We start from the raw sequence: 21,196 nt of genomic DNA, 5'->3' as shown, positions 1-21,196 counted from the left end.
GCCTCGCTCCGCGCTCAAGATGCGTCGGGGTCGAGGGAGAGGGATGATGCGCACAGCTCTTTACGCGACCGTCGTGGTTTGGTTGCTCGGCGCCTGCTCGATGGGGCCGGGAGAACCGGAGGAAGACCAGCGCGGGGACGGCACCGATACGATCGAACTCGCCGAATTTCCCGACCGGCCCTATTGGGGCGACACGCATCTTCATACCGATATCTCCGTCGATGCCTTTGGATTCGGTGTCAGGCTGGGGGCGGAAGAGGCGCTGAAATTCGCGCGCGGCGACAAGGTCACAGCCACCACCGGCATGGAGGCGCAGCTCGACCGGCCGCTCGATTTCCTTGTGATTTCGGACCACTCCGACGCCATGGGGGCGACGCGCCGCCTGTACGATGCACCGCGCATGCTGGTGCGCGATCCGACATTGCGGCGCTGGTACGATATGATGCACGAAAGCCCCGAGCAATCGACCCGCGCGGTGGCCGAACTCATCACGGCGGCGGCAAATGACGAGATACCCGAGGCGTTGCGCGACCCCGCTCGCCAGGCGGCTGCGACACGCGAACTGTGGGACACCCACCTCGCCATGCTGGACCGGTACAACCGTCCCGGCGAATTCACGGCCTTCGCGGGGTTCGAATGGACGCTGATGCCCGTTGGCAACAATCTCCACCGCGTGGTGATGTTCAGGGATGGCAGCGTGAAGACGGGACAAGTGGTGCCGTTTCCCGGCCTCGATACGACGCCCGAACAGCTATGGGATTATATGGAGGCCTATGAGGCCAATACCGGCGGACGTGTGCTGGCCATCCCGCATAATTCTAACCTGTCCAATGGCATGATGTTCGATCTGGTCGGACCCGATGGCGGGGCGATGGGGGCCGATTATGCCCGCCGCCGTGCGCGCTACGAGCCCGTGGTCGAGGCCACGCAGATCAAGGGCGACAGCGAGACGCATCCTTTCCTCTCCCCGAACGACGAGTTTGCCGCATTCGGTGTGGCGGGTTGGGAGCTGGGCAACCTTCCTCTAACCCGCCGCTCGACGCCCGACATGTATGCGGGCAGCTACGTGCGCAGCGCGCTGCTGCGCGGATTGACGCTCGAACAGCAGATGGGAGTCAATCCCTATGCTTTCGGCCTGATCGGATCGACCGACAGCCATACCGCACTGGCGACGGGCGACGAGGACAATTTCTTCGGCAAGCACACCGGCAGCGAACCACGCGCCGAGCGTGCCTTGGCCGCGCAAAACCTTGGAACGCGGGAAGGGCGTTTTGGTTGGCACTATCTTGCCGGCGGTTACGCGGCGGCGTGGGCGCGAGGCAATACGCGCGCGGAAATCTTCGACGCCTTTATGCGGCGCGAAGTCTACGCGACCACTGGCCCGCGCATGGTCTTGCGCCTGTTCGCCGGGTTCGATTTTGCCGAGAACGACTGGGATGGCGACTGGGTCCGCGCAGGCTATATGCGCGGCGTTCCGATGGGCGGCGATCTGGAAGATAGCGGCCGGGCGCCGATATTCCTCATCTCCGCGCTGAAGGATCCCGATGGCGCCAATCTCGACCGGGTGCAGGTGATCAAGGGCTGGGTCGATGCCAACGGCCAGGCGCAGGAGCGCGTCTATGACGTTGCCTGGTCGGATATGGATGGCGAACGGCGTCGCATTGGCGGCAAAGTACCCGCTGTGGGCGATACCGTGGTCCGGCGCGAGGCGACTTACGAGAACTCGATCGGCGCGGCGGAATTGCGCGCGACCTGGCGCGATCCCGACTATCGCCCGGGCCAGCGCGCCTTCTATTACGTGCGCGCGATCGAGATCCCGACGCCGAGCTGGGTCCTGTTCGATGCCAGGCGTTTCGGCTTCGATCTGCCGCCCGAGGTGGTCGAGGCGAACGTGATTCAGGAACGCGCGTATTCCTCGCCCGTCTGGCTGCGACCGCGCCGGGGGCCGGGCGATGCGCCACGCATCATGGACGAGGGATGATCCGCACGCTGCTGCGCGATCCGCTCGCGCACTTCCTTCTTGCCGGGGCAGCCATCTGGGGCGCGCTCGCGCTGATCGGCGATCCGGTCGATCCGGCGAGCCGAACGATCGAGCTGTCGCGCGAGCGGCAGGCAGGGATCTCGCTGGGCTTCGAGCGAATGATGGGCCGCCCGCCGACCGATGCCGAAATGGACGCGGCCATCGCACGCTGGGTGCGCGAGGAGGTGCTTTACCGCGAGGCCTTGCGGCTGGGTATCGACCAAGGCGATGCGGTCGTGCGACGGCGGCTGGCGACCAAGATGGACGAGCTCGCTGGAGCAGAGGCGGAGGTCGTGCGGCCGACCGATGCGGTGCTCGATGAGTGGCTTGCCGACAATGCGGAACGCTATGCCGAGGGTCGCGCGATTAGCTTCGCCCAGGCTTTTTTCCCGAGCGAGCAGACCGCCCGCGACGCGCGCGGCGGGCCGGCTCCACCCCGGGGCACAGCGATAAGTCTGCCGAGGTCGGTCGACGCCATGAAAATGGCCGAAGTCGAAGCGGTTTTCGGACGGGAATTCGCGTCCGGGCTTTCCGCTCTCTCCGCCGATGAGACGTGGCAGGGGCCGATCCGCTCGGGATTTGGCTGGCACCTCGTACGCCTCGACCGCCGGACGGCGGGAAGCGTACCGGCACTCGACGAAATCCGCGAACGGGTCGAGGCCGACTGGCGCAGCGCGACCATCGCCGAGCGGCGCCAGCGCGCTTACGAAGTGCTGCGCGAGGCCTATACGGTCGAGGTCGAGTGATCCGCTGGCTTGCCGCGCTGTGCCTGCTCGTGTTGAGCGCACCCGCGCTGGCGGACGAGATGAGACCGGTCGCAATCCAGTTCGAGCAAATCGGCGGACCCGATTGGCGGCTAGGCTGGCGCCAGCCGATCGCCAGTGCGGCGGACGACCGCATGGCGATGCCGCGACTTCCGGAGAATTGCCGTATCGAAGGAGACATCCAGCGCCGGATGGCGCCGCTGGCTGCTCATGGCAATGCACGTGTGACTTGCGACGGCACCGTTGCCGGCGAGTCGATTGGCTGGCCTGCCTTCCCCGGCCATGGCGAGGCGATCCTGCGGGTCGCGCCGCTGGATCGCGGCGTGCAGGTCCATCGCCTGACGCCCGAAGAACCCACGGCCATGATCGCCGCAAAGCCCTCTTCCGCGCAGGTCTGGCGCGGCTATTTCGTCATCGGCGTCGAGCACATCCTTGCCGGATGGGATCACCTGCTGTTCGTCATCGCGCTGGTCCTGCTCGTCGCGCGGCCCTGGCCGGTGGTGAAAGCTGCCACGGCCTTCACAGTCGCCCATTCGATCACGCTCGCGGCGGTCACGCTGGGCTTTGAAGGGATCCGGCAGGACGTCGTCGAGGCGCTGATCGCGCTGTCGATCGTATTCCTTGCCGTGGAAATCGCACGGGGCAGTCGCGATACACTCACCCGCCGCTTGCCGTGGTTGGTCGCCTTCGCCTTTGGCCTGCTGCACGGTTTCGGTTTTGCCGGGGCCTTGCGCGAGATCGGCCTGCCAGAGGGCGAGGTGCCCGCCGCGCTGGTCAGCTTCAATCTGGGCGTGGAGGCGGGGCAATTGCTTGTCGTTGCCGCCGTCCTGATACTCATGGAGTGGGTCGGGCGGCTGCGTCCGGATGCCAGACTGCAGCTGATGCGGTTCTCCGCCTATGCGATCGGTATCACGGGCAGCTATTGGCTGATCGACCGGCTCGTCGCCTGAAAGCGGAATTTCCGTGCAGCCCTGCAACTTGCCATTCCCCGGTTGCACCCTACATTATCGGCAGTGAAAGGACTCCGCGCATGAGCGATCAGAATTCCCCGCCCGAGCCCGAGGGCAACGGCCCCAACCCCTGGGTCAAGAGCCTGATGATCTGGGGCGGCATCTTTCTCGCCCTGCTGATGGTCGTTTCGGTCTTCGGTGGCGGGTCGAGCGGGGCTGGTGCGCAAATTCCCTATTCGGATTTCCGTGACAAGGTGGCCGAAGGTTCTGTCGCCAGCGTGCAGATTTCGGAAACGCAGATTGCCGGCGAGATGAAGAATGGCGAGCAGTTCTCGACCATTCCGGTGGCGAACGACGCCACGTTGCCGCAACTGCTCGAAGATAATGGTGTGCGCTATTCCGGCGTCGAAGCCGAAGGCGGGAATATCCTCCTTTATGCGCTGATCCAGATCCTGCCCTTCGTCCTGATCCTCGGTATCGCCTTCTTCGCTCTGCGTCAGGTGCAGAAGGGTGGCGGCGCGGGCGGCGCGATGGGCTTCGGCAAGTCCAAGGCCAAGCTGCTCACCGAGCGCCAGGGCAAGGTGACGTTTGACGATGTTGCCGGCATCGACGAGGCGCGTGAGGAGCTGGAGGAGATCGTCGAATTCCTCAAGGATCCGCAGCGTTTCTCCAAACTAGGCGGGCAGATACCGAAGGGCGCGCTGTTGGTCGGTTCGCCCGGTACCGGCAAAACCTTGCTCGCGCGCGCCATCGCGGGCGAAGCGGGCGTGCCTTTCTTCACGATTTCGGGTTCGGACTTCGTCGAAATGTTCGTCGGTGTCGGCGCGAGCCGCGTGCGCGACATGTTCGAGCAGGCCAAGAAAAATGCGCCCTGCATCCTGTTTATCGACGAAATCGACGCGGTGGGCCGCTCGCGTGGTCACGGCCTCGGCAATTCGAACGACGAGCGGGAGCAGACGCTCAACCAGTTGCTGGTCGAGATGGACGGTTTCGAGGCGAATGAGGGCATCATCATCATCGCCGCGACCAACCGGCCCGACGTTCTGGACCCGGCGCTGCTGCGTCCGGGCCGCTTCGACCGCCAGGTGGTGGTGCCGATTCCCGATATCGACGGGCGCGAGAAGATTCTTGCCGTGCACATGAAGAAGGTGCCGCTGGCACCCGACGTGAACCCTCGCACGATTGCACGCGGCACGCCGGGTTTCTCTGGCGCCGACCTCGCCAACCTCGTCAACGAGGCTGCGCTTCTGGCTGCTCGGCGTAACAAGCGCCTCGTCGCCATGCAGGAATTCGAGGACGCCAAGGACAAGGTCATGATGGGCGCCGAACGCCGCAGCATGGTCATGACCGAGGACGAAAAGAAAATGACCGCCTATCACGAGGCGGGCCATGCGCTGGTTTCGCTGAACGAGCCGGCATCCGACCCGATCCACAAGGCCACCATCATTCCGCGCGGCCGCGCGCTGGGCATGGTGATGCGCCTGCCCGAGCGGGATAATTATTCCTACCATCGTGACAAGATGCACGCGAATCTGGCCGTCGCCATGGGCGGCCGCGTAGCGGAAGAAATCATCTTCGGACACGATAAGGTATCCAGCGGGGCCAGCGGCGACATTCAGTACGCCACGGATCTTGCGCGCAACATGGTCACCAAATGGGGCATGTCCGACAAGCTCGGCCCCCTGCAATACGAGGCGAGTCAGGAAGGCTATCTCGGCATGGGCCAGACGGCGCGCACCATGTCGGGTGCCGAGACCAACAAGCTCATTGATGCCGAGATCAAGCGGCTCGTCGAAGACGGCCTCGCCCGGGCGAAGGAAGTGCTCACCGCGCAGGAGGACAAGCTCCACCTGCTGGCTCAGGCGATGCTCGAATACGAAACCTTAACCGGCGACGAGATCGACCAGCTGATGAAGGACGGCAAGATCGACCGTCCCGACGAGCCCAAGGGGCCGGTTGTGATCAAACCGATGGCTGGTGCCGCCGTGCCCAAGGCTGGCAAGAAGTTCGACGGAGGCGCCGCGCCGCAGGGCGCGTAACGCCAGCCGCCGTTGCAGAAAAGGGCCGTCCGGCGATCCCGGACGGCCCTTTTTTCTTGCTCAATAGAGCCCCAGCAGCATCAGCAGCGATGTGAAGAGCCCGAGGACGATTACTATCAGAATGTTGAGCACCGAAAGACGCCAGAAGGCCGAAAAGCGCGACAGGGCATAGGTTCCGCGCAGGTGCTTGTAGATGTGAATCGGTGGGATCAACAACGATCCCAAAGCCACTATGCTCGTGGGCATGCCTGCCATTCCGCCCAATACGATGGCCAAAATCAGCAGCGTCATGAAGGCGAGCGAGTAGGTGACGAAAATGGCGTGGTCATAAGCGCGGAAGCGGCGCTTCCAGAAGAACAGCAGCCAAACGAAGGGAACCGATAGGGGAATGAGCAGCCAGCTGAATTTGTAAAAGCTGGTCTGCAACTTGTAGAGCATCAGGCCGGGGTTTTGCTGCCACTTTTCGAGCCCCTTTTTCAGCCACCCGGCATTCGCGGAGTCGAGGTTCCAGTCCTCCTCGCTCGCTATGACCTCGGCGAGGTCTTGCGAATCGGTGTTCGTCACGACCTGTGGCGATTGGCCTTGCGAGAGATTCGCCGGTTCTTCCTCGGCAGGTCCCTTGAGAAACGGCAGTTCCTCGCGCGCTTGCGCCACTGCGGCGAGCTGCCGTTCGAGCTCGGCGAGCTCTTCTTCGGCGCCCGCGCGCTGGGCCTGCCCCGTTTGGGGGTCTGCGATGCGCTCTGCCAACGTGTCGCGTCGATTTTCAAGCCGCTCGACCTGCTCTCCGGCCAGTTCCCGCAATTGCGTATCGGTATCGCCGCGCAGGTCGGTGGGGGCACTGATGCCGGCGATCTGGAATACGGCGAACATCAGGAAGATGGAGAACAGGAACAGCGCCATCGGCGAAACGAAGCGCGTGCGTTCCCCATCGATATATCGCCGGGTAAGCTCGCCGGGCTTGAACAGCAGTTTAGGCAGGGTGCGCCAGGTTTTGCTGTCGAAGTGCACCGCGCCATGCGCGATATCGTGCATGAACGCACTCAGCGTGCGATGCAGATGCGCTTTCTGGCCGCAGTGATGGCAATGTTCGCCGACCAGCTGTGTGCCGCAATTGAGACAGGCGCCTTCGGCGAAATGTCCTTTTTCCAGCGGGGTGGCGCCACCCGGTCTTTCCGCAACCGCCTTGGCATATAATCCGCCCTCGACTGCCGTGCCGAGCCCTTCAACGATGTCGCTCATTGCACCTCCTGTCGCGGCGCAGGATAGAGAGGGCGGCCGTAATGTCGCAACGCAAAAGGCCGCCCCACGGGCGGCCTTTCCACGGTTCGGCGATCTTACGCTCGGCTCAGCCGTCGTAATCGGCGCCGATCGAGGTCGAGCGAGTGGGTGCCGACGCGGTAATCCGCAGCGCCTCCGCCGACTGGCTGAGCGAGCCGACTTCATCGATCTCGTCATCATCGTCCGGCAGAATTTTCTGCAGATTGGTAACGGCAGCTTCCTTGAGATCCTTGGGCTTGATCGTCTGCTCCGCGATTTCGCGGAGGGCCACCACCGGGTTCTTGTCGCGATCGCGGTCGAGGGTCAGCTCGGCACCGCCCGAAATCTCGCGCGCCCGCTGGGCGGCCAGCAGAACGAGATCGAAACGGTTGGGGACCTTGTCTACGCAGTCTTCGACGGTAACGCGCGCCATGGGGCACTCCGATGCAAATCAAGTGATTCCGGGGAAGCGCCGCACTTAAGCCGGGGACGCAGCATAGTCAAGGATTTGCACCGGAGAGCCAGCACGGATAAGCGGTCAAGTCGATGGCCGATGCCTATCCCGATACAGAAACCGCGGATATTACTCCTTGGCGGGAACTCGAGGCGTTCGAAGCGACCGCGGAGGGCCACCATTTCACGATTTTCCCGGCTGGTTTGCAACGGCTCGACGCGCTGCTCGCAATGATCTCCGGCGCGCAGCGGTCGATCCGGGCGTTCTATTATATGTTCGTGGATGACGATACCGGACGACGAGTCCGTGATGCGCTGGCGGAAGCCGCGCGGCGCGGTGTCGATGTGGTCCTGCTGGTCGATGGTTTCGGTGAGGACGTGGAGGAGGGATTTTTCGAGCCACTGCTCGATGCGGGTGGCCGCTATCATCGCTTTTTGGCCAAATGGTCCCGGCGGGCTCTCATCCGAAATCACCAGAAGCTGGTAGTGGTGGATGAAGATGTCGCGATGATCGGTGGTTTCAACATCGAACACGACTATTTCGAAACGCCCGAGAACAATGGCTGGCATGATCTCGGCGTCAGGCTCACCGGCGATGCTGTCGCCCGGTTGATCGAATGGTTCGATGAGATCGAGGATTGGGTCTCGCGTCCGAATGCGCAGTTTCGTGCGATCATTCGCAAGGTCATGCGCTGGAAACCGGGCAATGGGCCGGTGCGGCTGCTAATCGGCGGCCCGACGAGAGGGCTGTCGAGCTGGGCCAAATGCGTGGCCGAGGATATCGAGCGCGCCGACAGGCTCGACATGGTCATGGCCTATTTTTCCCCGTCCAAGCGGATGCTGCGGCGCATGGGCAAAATGGCTCAGCGCGGCGAAATGAACCTGATCATGGCGGGCAAATCGGACAATGGGGCGACTATCGGCGCGGCGCGTTCACTCTATCACTATCTGCTTTCGCAAGGGGCGAGAATTTGGGAGTTCCGGCCCAGTAAACTGCATATGAAGCTGCTCGTGGTGGACGATGCCGTCTATCTCGGCAGCGCCAATTTCGACATGCGCAGCCTGTATGTGAATCTGGAGTTGATGTTACGCGTCGAGGATGCCGGGTTCGCCGAAAGGATGCGCCGGTTCATCGCCGATCACCATTCAGGTTCCAAGGAAATTACCCCCGCTGCCCATTTGCGCAAGTCGACCCTGTGGAACCGCATCCGCTGGAACCTTAGCTGGTTTATCGTTGCCGTGGTCGATTACAATGTCGCCCGGCGGCTCAATCTCGGATTGTAGAGACTCATTCGTAATCTTCGTAATGCCGCACGTCGGGGCTGGAGAACTTGGTGAATTCGCTGTGGAACAGCAGCGGAACGTTACCGGTCGAGCCGTGACGCTGCTTGGCAACGATCAGGGTCGCCTTGTTTACCAGCTCCAGATGGCGCGCTTCCCATTCGGCATACTTCATCCGTACTTCTTCCGAACTGGTCTCGTCGGGCGTATCGGGCTTCAGTGCGTTGTGGTAATATTCGGCGCGGAAGATGAACCACACCATGTCGGCATCCTGCTCGATCGAACCCGATTCGCGCAGGTCGGAAAGCTGGGGGCGCTTGTCCTCGCGCTGTTCCACCTGACGCGATAGCTGCGACAGGGCAATCACGGGGACATGCAACTCCTTGGCCAGGGTCTTCAGGCCACGACTGATCTCGGAAATCTCGTTCACACGGTTGTCACTCGCGCGGCCCGATCCCTGTAGCAGTTGCAGATAATCGACGATGACAAGGCCGATGTCGTGGCGTCGCTTGAGCCGACGCGCCCGCGTCCGCAGCGCGCCAATGGTCAGCGCCGGGGTATCGTCGATGTAGAGCGGCAGGTCCGTCAGTTCCTGACTGGCGAAGGAGAGGCGCTGGAATTCCTCGCGGCTCAGCTTGCCCGAGCGCAGCTTCTCGCTCGAGATTTCCGCCGTTTCCGCAAGGATGCGCGTGGCGAGCTGGTCGGCGCTCATTTCGAGGCTGAAGAAGGCGACGCCTGCACCGGGCGACTTTTCCGGCTCGATCCCGGCTTTTTCGTCGTCCATCCGCCGCCGCGCCGCGTTGAAGGCGATGTTGGTCGCGAGCGAGGTCTTGCCCATCGCCGGGCGCCCCGCGAGGATCACGAGGTCGGAATTGTGCAGGCCCGAGGTCTTGTCGTTGATTGTGTCGAGCCCGGTGGTCTTGCCCGAGAACCGCCCGCCCGAATTCATCGCCGCCTGCACGACCTCCAGCGCACCGAAGGCAGCCTTGCGGAAGGTCTGCGCTTCGTTGCCGGTGCTTGCGCCTTCGGCCACGCGATAGAGGTCGGCCTCGGCCTGTTCGATCTTGCGCAGGGGCTCGACTTCGTCCGACGTGTCGAGCGCGCCTTCGACGAGGTTGCGCCCCACCGTGACCAGTTCGCGCAGGAGCGCGAGGTTGTAGATCTGCTCCGCCAGTTCACGCGGGTGGAGCAGGCCCTGCCCGTCGGCGGTCAACTGCGCGAGATAGGTCGTCCCGCCCAGTTGCTTCAGCGCCTCGTCGCTTTCGAAATAGGGCTTGAGCGTCACGGGCGTGGCTACCGAATTGCGATCGAGCAGCTTGAGGACACGCTCGTAGATGCGTTGGTGCACCGGCTCGTGGAAATGCTCCGCCATCAGCGGCGTCGTCAGCTCCTCGATCACCTTGTTGTCGATCAGGACTGCGCCGAGAAAGGCGGCCTCTGCTTCCAGGTTGGCAGGCAGTACGGGGCCTTTGGCCGGTTTCTCTGAAGTCGAATCATCTGCGGGAAAAAGGAGATCGGTATCGGCCATTCTCCCTAGATGCCTTTTGCGCCGCTCCAGTGGAAGGCACCCGGTCGGCGAAATTTTTCGATTGCCGGCTCTTGTCCTGTGGATAGTGGGGACACAGTTTCACCCCTTGCCGCGACCCGCCTAACTCTGCGAAAGCATCCCGCAACGCATGACCGATTCCGTATCCTCTTCGGGCGACCACCGCATCGCGCATATCGAGCTCGACGAGGAGACGATCATCTGGCGCAACGCCGATATCGAGCAGGAACGGCGCATCGCGATTTTCGACCTGATCGAGGAAAATTGTTTCAAACCGCTGCGTGCGGTCGAACGCGGGGCGAACGGCCCCTATCACCTGACGCTGGCGGTGCGCGACGGGCGCTTGTTGATGACCATTGCCGATGAAAGCGAGCAACTGCTCGAGGAACTGCTGCTCGGTCTTGCTCGGTTCCGCAGGCCGATTCGCGAATATTTCGCCATTTGCGACAGCTATTACCAGGCCATCCGCAAGGCGACGCCGATGGAAATCGAAACGATCGACATGGCGCGCCGCGGGGTTCACAATCGTGCGGCGGAGCTGCTGATGGAACGCCTGGAAGGCAAGATCGAAACCGACTTTGCCACTGCCCGCCGCCTGTTCACGCTCATTTGCGTCCTCCACATCAAGGGCTAAGGGGGCGCGAATGGCCAGGAACAATCGGCGCCGGAGAAAGTCCCGCCTCCCGAAGGCTCTGTCGCGTGCGGGCAAGACAGTTCTGGTTCTGCTGGTCGTTGCGGCGATCGGAGCTTCCTATGCCTGGTACGAAGGGCGCAGCTGGCGGCCCGACGAAGCGCTCTGGCCGGATCAGGGCGGTCTGATCGGTGCGGGCGATGGCGCGGTCGATTTCGATACAATCGCCGGGCTGGGCGCGAAATTCGTTTATCTCGAGGCAAGCGACGGGGCCGGGCGCAAGGATATCGCTTTTGCGCAGAACTTCGCCCGCGCCCGCGCTGCGGGGCTGGAAGTCGGCGCGGCGCATCGTTTCGACCCTTGCGCGGTCGCCGATGGCCAATCCGCCAATTACGTCACCATGGTGCCGCGGGACAGCGACCTTCTGCCCCCCGCGATCCTGCTCGAAACGACTGCCGCAATCTGTCCCTCGCGCGTATCGAAAGCAGCCGTGCAGAGCGAGCTGACGACGCTCGTCAACCAGATCGAGGCGCATAGCGGCAAGCCCGTGATCCTCGCACCGTTCGAGGAGTTCGAGGAAGCCTATGCCCCCTCGCGCCGATTCGACCGCCAGCTCTGGCTGACGCGTAGCTGGTTCGAACCCGACTACGCCACGCGCCCCTGGCTGATGTGGACCGCCAACCGCTGGTATCAGACCGAAGCGGCGCAGTCGCCGCTACGCTGGGTCGTGGTGCAGCCCTGAGGATATTGCCATGACCGACGACGATCTTATTGCCGCTGCCCGGGACGCATCGCGCCATTCCTACTCGCCCTATTCGAACTTCGCCGTTGGCGCGGCGCTGGGCTTTGCCGATGGCAGCGTGGTGACGGGCACCAATATCGAAAATGCCAGCTATGGCCTCGCGCTGTGCGCCGAAGCGGTGGCTGTGTCGAAAGCAATGGCGGATGGGGTGCGGGGCGGACTCGAAGCGGTCGCGGTGACCGGTCCGGGGACCGACCCGATCACGCCGTGCGGCCGTTGTCGTCAGGTGCTTAATGAACTTGCGCAGCTCGGCGGGACCGATCCGGAAATTCTCTGTGTCGGAGCCGAGGAGGTCCGCAAGATACGACTTTCCGACCTGCTTCCCCATGCCTTCGGACCTGCGAGCCTGACATGATCGCGCGGCGCGCCGCGCTTGGTCTGATGGGCGGGCTGGCGGGCGCGGCGCTGATGCCGGTTGCGGCGACTGCGAGGACCCCGCGCAAACCATCGCGCCTGCGTCAGGGCGACACGGTCGGCCTTGTGGCCCCCGCGAGTGCGGTGACGGTGCCTTACGAGCTCGACCGGGCAATCCACTGGATCAGAGGCATGGGGCTCGTTCCGAAGATCGGACGACACGTCGCGGATCAGGACGGATATCTGGCCGGTAGAGATATCGATCGGGCGGCGGACATCGATGCCATGTTCGCCGATCCCGAGGTCCGCGCCCTCTTCGCGGTGCGTGGCGGATGGGGCGGAGCACGTATCCTCCCTCTTCTCGATTGGGCTTCGATCCGTGCGAACCCCAAGCTGTTGATTGGCTACAGCGATACCACCGCGCTGCATCTGGCCATTGCGGCACGTGCGGGATTTCCCACGCTGCATGCGCCCAATGCCGCGAGCCGATGGGAGGCGGCGAGCTGGGAGAGCCTGTGGCATATTGCCTTCGCCGGCGCGATGCCGGTGCTGGGTGGCGAGGAGGTCGAGCGCGCTTCGGGCCGGGTGGCGCGTATACTGGTCCCCGGGTCTACGCGCGGGCGGCTGCTGGGCGGGAACCTGACGATCCTCTCCACGCTGATGGGCACCGGCTGGCTGCCTGCTTTCGACGGCGCGATCCTCTTCCTCGAAGATATCGGCGAGGAACCCTACCGTGTCGACCGCATGCTCCAGCACTTGAAGCTCGCGGGGGTATTCGACCGGGTGAACGGCGTCGTTTTCGGACAGTGTACGCGCTGCACCTCGCCCGACCCGGATTATGCAGGCTTTTTGCTGGACGATGTGATCGACCGGCATCTGGCTGGGCTCGACAAGCCGGTGATTGCCGGCTTCAACACCGGCCACGTTGCCAACCAGCTTACATTGCCGATCAATGTTCCGGTGGAGCTCGATACCGCCTCGCGCACATTACGGATGCTCGAACCCGCGGTTGGCTGACCATGCTTGCAATTTCTATTCGGCGCGGTTTAATCCCCGCCCTCAAGGGAGATTTTCATGACTGGTCGAATCCTACGCCGGGCCGCGCTCGCGGCTGGTGCCATCCTGGCTTGCGCGGCGAGCGGCGCCGGAGCGCAGGATCGCGCGACGGCTTTCACCGGCGCAACGATCCACACCATGGCGGGGCCGACCATCGAAAACGGCACGCTGGTGATCGAGGATGGCAGGATCGTAGCCGTGGGCGCCGATGTGGCCGTGCCTGCCGACGCCGACACTCGCGATGCCGGCGGCATGGTCATCATGCCGGGTATCGTCGATACGCATTCGCATATCGGTTCGGTGGCGGGGGCTGACCGCTCTTCGCCCATCCAGCCCGATGTGCGCGCGATGGACGCGATCAATCCGAAAGATGCAAGTATCGCCAAGGCGCGCGCGGGCGGTGTCACCACCGCCAATGTCATGCCCGGCTCGGGCTGGCTGGTCAGCGGCCAGACCTTCTACATGCGCCTGCGCGATGGCGACACGGTCGAGGACATCGCCTGGTATTTCCCCGACGGGTCGGTGATGGGCGGACTCAAGATGGCCAACGGGACCAATCCGATCGGCGCGACGCCCGGCTTTCCCGGGACACGGGCGAAATCGGCTGCGTTGGTTCGCGCGGCTTTCGCCGAGGCACAGGGTTACTGCAAGGGCGACCGGAAGAAGGTCGATCTCGGTAAAGAGGCGCTGTGCGAAGTCCTGTCCGGCAAGCGTCTGGTCCATTTCCACACTCACCGCGCCGACGATATCATGACCGTGCTGCGGCTGCAGCGCGAGTTCGGATTCAAGGTGCTGATCCAGCACGGGATGGAAGCCTGGAAGGTGGCCGAGGAACTGGCGGCGGCAGGCATTCCGGTATCGAACATTCTGGTCGACAGCCCGGGCGGCAAGCTGGAAGCGATGGAATCGCGGCTGGAAACAGCGGGTATCCTCGAACGTGCGGGCGTTCTCACCTCGCTCCATTCGGACGACGGCATTATCGACAGCCGTCTGATGTTCCGTCAGGCGGGCATTGCCGTGCGCGGCGGCATGAGCCGCGAGGGCGCATTGCGAGCGCTGACGATCAACGGTGCAAAGCAACTCGGGCTCGACGACCGGGTCGGCAGTCTGGAGCCCGGCAAGGATGCGGATTTCCTCATCCTCGATGGCGATCCGCTGTCGGTTTATACCGATCTTATGGAAACCTGGGTCGAAGGGCGGAAGCTCTTCGATAGCAGCACCGAGGAGGGCAGGCTGATGGCCGAAGGCGGTTATGGCGCGGGCGATCCGATGGAGCTTGCGCATCACCACTGGGAAGTCGCCGAAGCGGAGGCAGGACAATGAGCGCCCGTATCGCCAAACTCGCCGCGATCATGCTGGCGCTCGCTCCCACCAGCCTTGCCGCGCAGGATATCGCGGTTCGCGCCGAAACCCTGCACACCATGGAAGGCGCCGCGATAGCGGACGGTGTGGTGGTAATCCGGGACGGCAAGATCGCCGCAGTCGGACCTGCCGCCTCGACCGCGATCCCGGACGGTCTCGAAGTTCTCTCCGCCGCGGTCGCGACGCCCGGTTTCGTCGATGCTCGTACGGTGGTCGGCCTCGCCGGCTTCATGAACCAGCCGCATGACCAGGACCAGCTCGATACCGGTTCTCCGCTTCAGCCGCATCTGCGGGCCATCGACGGATACAATCCGGATGAGGATCTGATCGATTGGCTGCGCGGTTTCGGGGTAACAACGATCCATACGGGACACGGCCCTGGCGCCGTGGTTTCGGGCCAGACGATGGTCGCCAAGACATGGGCGAAGACTGCCGATGCGGCGGTGATCGTTCCGCGCGCCATGATCGCGGCCAATCTGGGTGCCGATGCGCTCGACCGCGAGAAGGGGCCTGGTACGCGGCCCAAGCAGATCGCTCTCCTTCGTTCCGCGCTCACCGCGGCCCGCACACCCAAGCCGCCCCAAAGTGGTGCCGACAAGGACGATTCCGAGACCTTCGAGAAGCTCGATGCGAGGGTGTGGAAGGATGTCCTCGCCCGCCGCGTGCCGCTGATGATTACCGCCAACCGCGCGCAGGATATAATGTCCGCCCTGCGGTTGAAGGAAGAGTTCGCCATCGATGTGGTGATCGATGGCGGGGCGGAAAGCTATCTCTTGATCGACGAGCTGCGCGATGCAGGCGTCACCGTTATTCTGCACCCGACCATGGCGCGCCATTATGGCGATATGGAAAATGCTAGCTTCGCCACTGCAGCCAAGCTGCGCGAGGCGGGTATCCCCTTCGCCCTGCAGTCCGGCTATGAAGGATATGTTCCCAAGACGCGTGTCATCCTGTGGGAAGCCGGGTGGGCGGCTGCCAACGGCCTGGCACGAGAAGCTGCTATGGGAGCGATCACCTCGGATGCGGCCAGGGCAATCGGCGTGGGCGATCGCGTCGGCTCGCTTAAGGTCGGCAAGGACGGCGATGTGGTGCTGTTCGATGGCGATCCGCTCGAATACACCAGCCATGTCACAGGTGTGGTAATCGAAGGACGGGTGGCCAGCCGCGAGGAGCGCTGATAGCGGGCGTCCCGTTAACCGCTTTTTGAGTGGAATCGCGCTATTGCAGGTATGTCAGGAGACATACCCAAGATGAAATTCGTAGCCCTTGAATCGCGTGGCGGTAACTATCTCGTGGTCGCTTCAAACGTGGCCTGGCTGCGTGCGGCGGAGAACGGCCAGACAAGCGTCGGTATTGTCGGCGGCCAGCCTTTGCTGGTTACCGGAACCGTAGAGCAGGTCGCGCAGAAAATCCTGGCGGGCTGATCGGTCAGTTTTCGTAACAGCGAATCCACCGCTTCGCGCCCTGCCATTCCACCGTGCCGTCATAGCGGCCCTCATTGTATCTGGCGTGGAGCGTGACGAGCGTCTCGAGCGCGTTCGCGTCGGTCAGCAAAAGGCGCAATTCTTCGCCATCGAGCCACCATTGGGGGGCATTGACGGGAATGACCCTGTCTTTGGCCCGTAACTGCGTGCCGATGATCGGCGCGCCGGGCACATGGCCGATACCCACCGCTATCTCGAGATCGCTGCCATCCGCGGTGCGACATATATACCCACCGGTCGCTTGCGCCGGGGCGGCCAGCGCAAGCGAAAAGGCGGCTGCGAGGAGGAGAGTTTTTCGCATTCCGGAGCGATACTCAATAGCTGCTGAACGGTCGCTGGCCGGAATCAGCTTTCGCGGGCATCCATCCATTCGAGCAATGCCGCGAGGCAATCCCGCGCGAGCAGCTTGCAGCGTTCGGGACTCCAGCCCTGCTCAGGCTCCGGGCTGGCCGGATTGTCCTTGTAGGGCATTTCCAGCGTCATCGCGGTCGCGCCGAAGCGCTCGGCCACCTGGTTGGTGCTCATCGACAAATTGGCCTTGCCCGGGGCCGCCTTGGTGTAGCCCTGCTCGGTCTGGAAATCGGGCGTTCGGCGGTCGAGGATCGCCTCATAGCGATAGTAGCGATTGCCCTGTTCCTCGGTCCAGCCGGGGATGCCTTCATAGCCAGCAAGGAAGCTGACGGGAATCGCCTCGTCGCCATGCACGTCCATTGCGTAATCGACGCCGGTCTCGTCCATCCGGTTGCGGATCGCGAGCACTTCGGGCGATTTCTCGGCGGTCGGCTCGACCCATTCGCGGTTGAGGTTGGTGCCCGCCGCATTGACGCGCAGATTGCCGCGTTTCGATCCGTCGGGGTTGCAATTGGGCACGATGTGCAGACGGCAACGCTTGCGCAATTCGCGGCCCACGCTGTCGGCGGGGTCGGTCAGCACTTCCAGCGCGCCCTCCATCCACCATTCGGCTTGCGTCTCGCCCGGATGCTGGCGGGCATAGAGCCATACCTTGAATTCACCTTCGCCCATCTCGAGGCTGTCGAGCGGCTGCCCGTCGAGCGTGGTGCCGAGCTGGACGTAGTCGACGCCTTCCGATGCGGCTGCCTCGGCGATCAGATCGTGGTGGCGCTCCATCGAATAAGGCGCGAAATAGGCGAACCACGCGATGTCGCTTGCCGGGGTGTAGCGGATCGTCAGCGTGCCGCCGTGCTCGTTTTTATCGTAGGTCGAAGCGGCACGGCCCCAATAGTCGCGGTCTTCCGATACGCAGCTATCATAGCCAGGCCAGCCGCCCGGATAGGCACTTTCCTCGAGACCCGTGATCTTGAGGACGAGTTCGCGCCCCGCCGCGCCCGAAACGCGGAAATGGTACCATTGCTTGAATTCGCTGTTTGTGTCTTTCGGGATCGCCAGCATGGCACTGGCGCCGTCCACCGACAGGACTTCGATATTGCCACTGTCGAAAGCGGAATCGATCCGGATATCGCTCACTCGGTAACCTCTACTTCTATCGTTTCGCCATTGTTACCGGGAAATTCCCGGAACAGCGCGGAGGCGACCGTCTGAGCGTTCGCCGATCCGCGTGCAAGGGGTGAATTTTCGGGCGGCTGAAAATCGGCGCGGCCTTCCCAGATGCTCTGGCCGCTGGCCTTGTCGCGAATGGTCACGGCAAGCTCCGTGCCGAGACGATCCTTCGGCCCGCCGCCCAGATTGATGCCAATGCCCACACCGACGCCCGAGCCGTAACTGCCGGTCGATCCGCCGACCCCGACGCTGACCGGGCTGCGTCTGCCACCGCTGCCGATGACATATCTCTCAAGCGAGATCTGGGCGATCTGGCCCGCGTTGCCCCGGTCGCTTTCGACATAGCCTAGGCGACGCAATTCGTCGGCGACCGCTGCCTTGTAGGGCGCCAGCGCAAGACTGTCTTCTTGAACACCCGCAGCAGTTTCAACGAAGATGCGTCCTTGGCCCAGCTGTGCCATGCGGTCGGGTGCGACGAAGCGGGTCACTTCGACAGGGCCGGGCGGAGTGGTGCATCCGGCAAGCGTCAATGCGGCGGCGATGCCCAGGGCGAGGGGAAGCGTTTTCATGGTCGGCGATCCTTCTTGCATTTCGAGGTCCGATTACCTGTCTTGACAACGCATGGGCAGGCAATTCCGCACCGGAAAGCGTCTCCTCGCGCGTTAGGGCGTTGCCGTTACCAATTGGTATGTTAGGTGCGCAGGCCATGAGCGAAACGAGCAAAGTGCCCGTGCTGGTCACCGGCGGGGCAGGGTATATCGGCAGCCATGCGGTGCTCGCCCTGCGCGATGCAGGCTGGCCGGTGGCCGTGATCGACAATCTCTCTACCGGTTTCGCCTTCGCCGTGCCCGACGATGTCCCGCTCTATGAAGGGGATATTTCCGACACCATCCTGCTCGAACAGATCTTCGCGGAGCAGGGGATCAAGGCGATCATGCATTTCGCAGGGTCGATCGTCGTGCCCGAATCGGTCGAGAACCCGCTGAAATATTACGACAACAACACGGTGAGGAGCCGCGCGCTGATCGAGGCGGCGGTCGCCGGCGGAGTCGAGCATTTCATCTTCAGCTCGACCGCCGCGACTTACGGTACGCCGGAAACATCTCCGGTGTCGGAAGACAGCCCCAAGCGCCCGATCAATCCCTATGGCTGGTCGAAGCTGATGACCGAGCAGATGCTGGCCGATGCCAGCGCTGCGCATGGGTTCAATTTCTGTGCGCTCAGATATTTCAATGTCGCGGGTGCCGATCCGCAGGCCCGGACCGGCCAGTCCACTGCCGGAGCCACGCATCTGATCAAGGTCGCCTGCGAAGCGGCCACGGGCAAGCGCGACAGCGTGGCTGTGTTCGGCACCGATTACGACACGCCAGATGGCACCGGCGTGCGCGACTACATCCATGTCAGCGATCTGGCGAATGCGCACCTGCTTGCGCTCGAAGCGCTGATCGAGCAGCCCGGTCGCTCGCTGACGATGAATTGCGGCTACGGCCGCGGCTTCTCGGTGCTCGAAGTGCTCGACGCGGTGGACCGGGTGACCAACCAGACGATCGCCCGCCGGATGGAGCCACGCCGGGCGGGCGACCCGGCAGAGCTCGTTTCCGACCCTTTGCGGATTCGCGAAACGCTGCCGTGGCAGCCCAAACATGCCGATCTCGGCGATATCATCGCGCATGCATTGCAATGGGAGCGGAAGCTGTCCGAATTGCGTGGCGAGTGACGCAGCGCCGGTTGGTCGCTCGAAAACGGCGTTTCGTCGTTCTACATTGCCGCCGGACTCGCGGCTCGTCTAAAGGGCGCGCTTGCCTATGACCTTGCCCTCCTTCCCCGATGGAACGCTCGATGGTGACCGGCACCTGTACGCTGTGCGGGTCTATTACGAGGATACCGACCTGTCCGGCATCACCTATCACGCCAATTACCTGCGCTGGTTCGAACGCGCGCGGAGCGATTTGCTGCGCTTGCTGGGCATCGATCAGCGCGCGGCGATAGAGGCGGGCGGCGGCGCCTATGCGGTCTCCGAGATCAATCTCAAATATCTGCGCCCGGCGCGGCTCGACGATGATGTGCTGATCGAGACGCGCTGCACCGAGATGCGCGCCGCCTCCTGCCGGATGCACCAGCTTGCGTTCAGGTTGGCAGGTGAAGAGCGCGAATTACTTGCCGAGGCACATTTGCGCGTCGGCTTCGTTTCACCCGAAGGCAGGCCCAAGCGCCAGCCGGAGGAATGGCGCGCGGCCTTCGCGCGGTTTGTCGGGCAAGGGGATTCATGAGTTCGCTAACACTTCTCGCCGCCGGGGCACCGACCCGGCTCGATCCGATCCAGCTTTTCCTCGACGCCGATATCGTCGTCCAGCTCGTCATGGCGGGGCTGCTCGTCGCCAGCATCTGGGTTTGGATGATCATCGTCAGTTTCAGCCTGCGGATGAAGAAGCTGCGCAGCCGGACGATCGATTACGAGAACGAGTTCTGGCAGGCGGAAAATTTCGACCGTTTCACTTCCGAGCGCGGCAATAGAGACATCCCCGCCGCACGTGTGGCGCAGGCGGCAGTGGCCGAATATCGCCGCTCGACCAAGACCGCCGTCCGAGACCCGGAGGCGCTGCGCGGCCGGATTGCGGTGGCCATGGACAGCCAGATCGCGCTCGAAGCCGACGATATCGCCGAGCGGCTGAACTTCCTCGCCACGGTCGGCTCGGTTGCCCCATTTGTGGGGCTGTTCGGAACCGTCTGGGGCATTATGAACAGCTTCTTCCAGATCGGCGCGCAGGAAAGCTCCTCGCTTGCGGTCGTCGCCCCCGGGATTTCCGAAGCGCTGTTCGCGACTGCCATCGGCCTGTTCGCGGCCATCCCGGCGGTGATCGCCTACAACCGCTTCAGCCACCGGGTCGACCGCTACGAAGCGCGGCTGCAGCGTTTCGCCGACAAGCTCAACGCGACCTTCAGCCGCCAGCTCGAGGCGCGTTAATGGCGATGGGGCTTGCCTCTTCGCGGGGAATACGACGCGGGCGTCGTCGTCCGATGAGCGAGATCAACGTCACGCCCTTTGTCGACGTGATGCTCGTGCTGCTGATCATCTTCATGGTCACCGCCCCGCTGCTGACCGCCGGGGTGCCGATCGATCTGCCCGACAGCCGGGCAGCGCAATTGCCCGATGAACAGCAGCAGGTGACGATCAGCATCGACCGCGCCGGCTATGTCTATATCGACGATGTGGAGGTGCCCGTCGGCGGGCTGCCGCAAGCGCTCGAAAGCCTGCCGCGGAGCGGAGGCGAGGGGCCGGACATTACGCTGCGGGCCGACAAGGCGCTCGACTATGGCCGAGTCATGGCGGTGATGGGCGAACTTAATCGCGCAGGCCTCAACCGCATTTCACTGATTACCAACAGCGCCGCACCGGCACCGCTCAACGCCGGTTCATCGGAAGAGGAATAGCCTCGGCGTCATGGAGAGAACGGGCATCAGGGCAGAGGAGCGGACCGGACTGATCGTCGCGGTCGTGCTGCATCTTGCACTGTTCGGCCTCCTGGTCGTGCAGGGGCTGTTCCCGGCCCCGGTGATCGATCCGCCGCAACGCATGACCGTCAGCCTCGCCGAAGATGTCGGGCTCGCCGCGACCGCGCCCGATCCGGTCGCCGAAAGCCGCGCCTCGACCGCCCCGACCATGGATCTCAGCCCGGCC

Annotated in this window: 22 protein-coding genes and 1 pseudogene; 17 read left to right on the top strand and 6 right to left on the bottom strand. The window is 63.5% G+C overall.

Annotated elements, in window-relative coordinates; translation table 11 throughout:
* Nucleotides 1-46: 46 nt before the first annotated feature.
* From L5849_RS13810 to ftsH, 4 genes are all read left to right on the top strand, one after another.
* A complete protein-coding gene (locus L5849_RS13810; RefSeq protein ID WP_236926050.1) occupies nt 47-1,981 on the top strand; it encodes a DUF3604 domain-containing protein in 1,935 nt (644 codons plus the stop codon).
* Nucleotides 1,978-2,766, top strand: a complete 789-nt coding sequence (locus L5849_RS13805; RefSeq protein ID WP_236926049.1) for a peptidyl-prolyl cis-trans isomerase — start codon at nt 1,978-1,980, stop codon at nt 2,764-2,766. Before L5849_RS13810 ends, L5849_RS13805 begins: the two co-directional genes overlap by 4 nt.
* Complete coding sequence (locus tag L5849_RS13800) at nt 2,763-3,734, top strand: HupE/UreJ family protein (RefSeq protein WP_236926048.1); 972 nt, start codon at nt 2,763-2,765, stop codon at nt 3,732-3,734. Before L5849_RS13805 ends, L5849_RS13800 begins: the two co-directional genes overlap by 4 nt.
* An 80-nt stretch (nt 3,735-3,814) precedes the next feature.
* A complete protein-coding gene (ftsH, locus tag L5849_RS13795; protein WP_236926047.1) occupies nt 3,815-5,773 on the top strand; it encodes an ATP-dependent zinc metalloprotease FtsH in 1,959 nt (652 codons plus the stop codon).
* A gap of 60 nt (nt 5,774-5,833) precedes the next feature.
* Here ftsH and L5849_RS13790 read toward each other — a convergent pair whose 3' ends face one another.
* Entirely contained in the window at nt 5,834-7,012 is a 1,179-nt protein-coding gene (locus L5849_RS13790; RefSeq protein ID WP_236926046.1) for a DUF3667 domain-containing protein, read from the bottom strand.
* Between the two features lie 106 nt (nt 7,013-7,118).
* Nucleotides 7,119-7,463, bottom strand: a complete 345-nt coding sequence (rpoZ, locus tag L5849_RS13785) for a DNA-directed RNA polymerase subunit omega (RefSeq protein ID WP_115415864.1) — start codon at nt 7,461-7,463, stop codon at nt 7,119-7,121.
* A gap of 113 nt (nt 7,464-7,576) precedes the next feature.
* Between rpoZ and L5849_RS13780 the strand changes: the two genes are divergently transcribed.
* Nucleotides 7,577-8,767 carry a phosphatidylserine/phosphatidylglycerophosphate/cardiolipin synthase family protein gene (locus tag L5849_RS13780; protein WP_236926045.1) on the top strand — a complete coding sequence of 397 codons (1,191 nt, stop codon included), beginning with the start codon at nt 7,577-7,579 and terminating at the stop codon, nt 8,765-8,767.
* Between the two features lie 4 nt (nt 8,768-8,771).
* On the opposite strand, the gene L5849_RS13775 is transcribed toward L5849_RS13780, so the two are convergent.
* Nucleotides 8,772-10,292: a replicative DNA helicase gene (locus tag L5849_RS13775; protein ID WP_236926044.1), complete on the bottom strand. Its 1,521-nt coding sequence runs from the start codon at nt 10,290-10,292 to the stop codon at nt 8,772-8,774.
* A 148-nt stretch (nt 10,293-10,440) separates the two neighbouring features.
* Between L5849_RS13775 and L5849_RS13770 the strand changes: the two genes are divergently transcribed.
* The 7 genes from L5849_RS13770 (at nt 10,441) to L5849_RS13740 (ending at nt 15,939) form a co-directional block, all read left to right on the top strand.
* Entirely contained in the window at nt 10,441-10,944 is a 504-nt protein-coding gene (locus L5849_RS13770) for a UPF0262 family protein (protein ID WP_236926043.1), read from the top strand.
* Between the two features lie 10 nt (nt 10,945-10,954).
* Nucleotides 10,955-11,683 (top strand): glycoside hydrolase family 25 protein, encoded by a 729-nt coding sequence (locus L5849_RS13765; protein WP_236926042.1) that lies wholly within the window; start codon nt 10,955-10,957, stop codon nt 11,681-11,683.
* 10 nt (nt 11,684-11,693) lie between these two features.
* On the top strand, nt 11,694-12,098 hold the full coding sequence (locus tag L5849_RS13760; protein WP_115415869.1) for a cytidine deaminase: 405 nt from the start codon (nt 11,694-11,696) through the stop codon (nt 12,096-12,098).
* Nucleotides 12,095-13,114: an LD-carboxypeptidase gene (locus tag L5849_RS13755; protein ID WP_236926041.1), complete on the top strand. Its 1,020-nt coding sequence runs from the start codon at nt 12,095-12,097 to the stop codon at nt 13,112-13,114. Before L5849_RS13760 ends, L5849_RS13755 begins: the two co-directional genes overlap by 4 nt.
* Nucleotides 13,115-13,171: 57 nt before the next feature.
* A complete protein-coding gene (locus L5849_RS13750; protein WP_236926040.1) occupies nt 13,172-14,476 on the top strand; it encodes an amidohydrolase family protein in 1,305 nt (434 codons plus the stop codon).
* On the top strand, nt 14,473-15,693 hold the full coding sequence (locus tag L5849_RS13745) for an amidohydrolase family protein (protein WP_236926039.1): 1,221 nt from the start codon (nt 14,473-14,475) through the stop codon (nt 15,691-15,693). The genes L5849_RS13750 and L5849_RS13745 overlap by 4 nt, the downstream gene beginning before the upstream one ends.
* 72 nt (nt 15,694-15,765) lie before the next feature.
* On the top strand, nt 15,766-15,939 hold the full coding sequence (locus L5849_RS13740; RefSeq protein ID WP_174223721.1) for a hypothetical protein: 174 nt from the start codon (nt 15,766-15,768) through the stop codon (nt 15,937-15,939).
* A 4-nt stretch (nt 15,940-15,943) separates the two neighbouring features.
* Here L5849_RS13740 and L5849_RS13735 read toward each other — a convergent pair whose 3' ends face one another.
* From L5849_RS13735 to L5849_RS13725, 3 genes are read right to left on the bottom strand one after another with little or no spacing between them, the layout of a single operon-like run.
* On the bottom strand, nt 15,944-16,300 hold the full coding sequence (locus tag L5849_RS13735; protein ID WP_236926038.1) for a hypothetical protein: 357 nt from the start codon (nt 16,298-16,300) through the stop codon (nt 15,944-15,946).
* Between the two features lie 44 nt (nt 16,301-16,344).
* A complete protein-coding gene (locus tag L5849_RS13730; RefSeq protein ID WP_236926037.1) occupies nt 16,345-17,484 on the bottom strand; it encodes a M14-type cytosolic carboxypeptidase in 1,140 nt (379 codons plus the stop codon).
* A complete protein-coding gene (locus L5849_RS13725; RefSeq protein WP_236926036.1) occupies nt 17,481-18,086 on the bottom strand; it encodes a hypothetical protein in 606 nt (201 codons plus the stop codon). The genes L5849_RS13730 and L5849_RS13725 overlap by 4 nt, the downstream gene beginning before the upstream one ends.
* Before the next feature lie 137 nt (nt 18,087-18,223).
* On the opposite strand from L5849_RS13725, the gene galE reads away from it, so the two are divergent.
* The 5 genes and pseudogenes from galE to L5849_RS13700 all read left to right on the top strand — a co-directional run.
* Nucleotides 18,224-19,234, top strand: coding sequence for a UDP-glucose 4-epimerase GalE (gene galE, locus L5849_RS13720; protein ID WP_236926035.1), 1,011 nt, complete (start codon nt 18,224-18,226; stop codon nt 19,232-19,234).
* Between the two features lie 88 nt (nt 19,235-19,322).
* Nucleotides 19,323-19,787, top strand: a complete 465-nt coding sequence (locus L5849_RS13715) for a YbgC/FadM family acyl-CoA thioesterase (RefSeq protein ID WP_236926034.1) — start codon at nt 19,323-19,325, stop codon at nt 19,785-19,787.
* The gene (gene tolQ, locus L5849_RS13710; RefSeq protein WP_236926033.1) at nt 19,784-20,482 is read left to right on the top strand and encodes a protein TolQ; all 699 of its coding nucleotides are present in this window, start codon (nt 19,784-19,786) and stop codon (nt 20,480-20,482) included. The genes L5849_RS13715 and tolQ overlap by 4 nt, the downstream gene beginning before the upstream one ends.
* The gene (locus L5849_RS13705; RefSeq protein WP_236926032.1) at nt 20,482-20,949 is read left to right on the top strand and encodes a biopolymer transporter ExbD; all 468 of its coding nucleotides are present in this window, start codon (nt 20,482-20,484) and stop codon (nt 20,947-20,949) included. The genes tolQ and L5849_RS13705 overlap by 1 nt, the downstream gene beginning before the upstream one ends.
* Nucleotides 20,950-20,959: 10 nt before the next feature.
* Nucleotides 20,960-21,196: pseudogene (locus tag L5849_RS13700) on the top strand (energy transducer TonB); the annotation flags it as partial.

The organism is Erythrobacter sp. SN021, from assembly GCF_021864455.1.
This window is presented reverse-complemented; position numbering and strand designations above follow the sequence as displayed.

Excerpts from the sequence above, each read along its gene's own strand:
- L5849_RS13810 (WP_236926050.1), top strand. The coding sequence starts at position 47 with ATGCGCACAGCTCTTTACGCGACCGTCGTGGTTTGGTTGCTCGGCGCC.
- L5849_RS13805 (WP_236926049.1), top strand. The coding sequence starts at position 1,978 with ATGATCCGCACGCTGCTGCGCGATCCGCTCGCGCACTTCCTTCTTGCC.
- ftsH (WP_236926047.1), top strand. The coding sequence starts at position 3,815 with ATGAGCGATCAGAATTCCCCGCCCGAGCCCGAGGGCAACGGCCCCAAC.
- L5849_RS13790 (WP_236926046.1), bottom strand. The coding sequence starts at position 7,012 with ATGAGCGACATCGTTGAAGGGCTCGGCACGGCAGTCGAGGGCGGATTA.
- rpoZ (WP_115415864.1), bottom strand. The coding sequence starts at position 7,463 with ATGGCGCGCGTTACCGTCGAAGACTGCGTAGACAAGGTCCCCAACCGT.
- L5849_RS13780 (WP_236926045.1), top strand. The coding sequence starts at position 7,577 with ATGGCCGATGCCTATCCCGATACAGAAACCGCGGATATTACTCCTTGG.
- L5849_RS13775 (WP_236926044.1), bottom strand. The coding sequence starts at position 10,292 with ATGGCCGATACCGATCTCCTTTTTCCCGCAGATGATTCGACTTCAGAG.
- L5849_RS13770 (WP_236926043.1), top strand. The coding sequence starts at position 10,441 with ATGACCGATTCCGTATCCTCTTCGGGCGACCACCGCATCGCGCATATC.
- L5849_RS13765 (WP_236926042.1), top strand. The coding sequence starts at position 10,955 with ATGGCCAGGAACAATCGGCGCCGGAGAAAGTCCCGCCTCCCGAAGGCT.
- L5849_RS13760 (WP_115415869.1), top strand. The coding sequence starts at position 11,694 with ATGACCGACGACGATCTTATTGCCGCTGCCCGGGACGCATCGCGCCAT.
- L5849_RS13755 (WP_236926041.1), top strand. The coding sequence starts at position 12,095 with ATGATCGCGCGGCGCGCCGCGCTTGGTCTGATGGGCGGGCTGGCGGGC.
- L5849_RS13750 (WP_236926040.1), top strand. The coding sequence starts at position 13,172 with ATGACTGGTCGAATCCTACGCCGGGCCGCGCTCGCGGCTGGTGCCATC.
- L5849_RS13745 (WP_236926039.1), top strand. The coding sequence starts at position 14,473 with ATGAGCGCCCGTATCGCCAAACTCGCCGCGATCATGCTGGCGCTCGCT.
- L5849_RS13740 (WP_174223721.1), top strand. The coding sequence starts at position 15,766 with ATGAAATTCGTAGCCCTTGAATCGCGTGGCGGTAACTATCTCGTGGTC.
- L5849_RS13735 (WP_236926038.1), bottom strand. The coding sequence starts at position 16,300 with ATGCGAAAAACTCTCCTCCTCGCAGCCGCCTTTTCGCTTGCGCTGGCC.
- L5849_RS13725 (WP_236926036.1), bottom strand. The coding sequence starts at position 18,086 with ATGAAAACGCTTCCCCTCGCCCTGGGCATCGCCGCCGCATTGACGCTT.
- galE (WP_236926035.1), top strand. The coding sequence starts at position 18,224 with ATGAGCGAAACGAGCAAAGTGCCCGTGCTGGTCACCGGCGGGGCAGGG.
- L5849_RS13715 (WP_236926034.1), top strand. The coding sequence starts at position 19,323 with ATGACCTTGCCCTCCTTCCCCGATGGAACGCTCGATGGTGACCGGCAC.
- tolQ (WP_236926033.1), top strand. The coding sequence starts at position 19,784 with ATGAGTTCGCTAACACTTCTCGCCGCCGGGGCACCGACCCGGCTCGAT.
- L5849_RS13705 (WP_236926032.1), top strand. The coding sequence starts at position 20,482 with ATGGCGATGGGGCTTGCCTCTTCGCGGGGAATACGACGCGGGCGTCGT.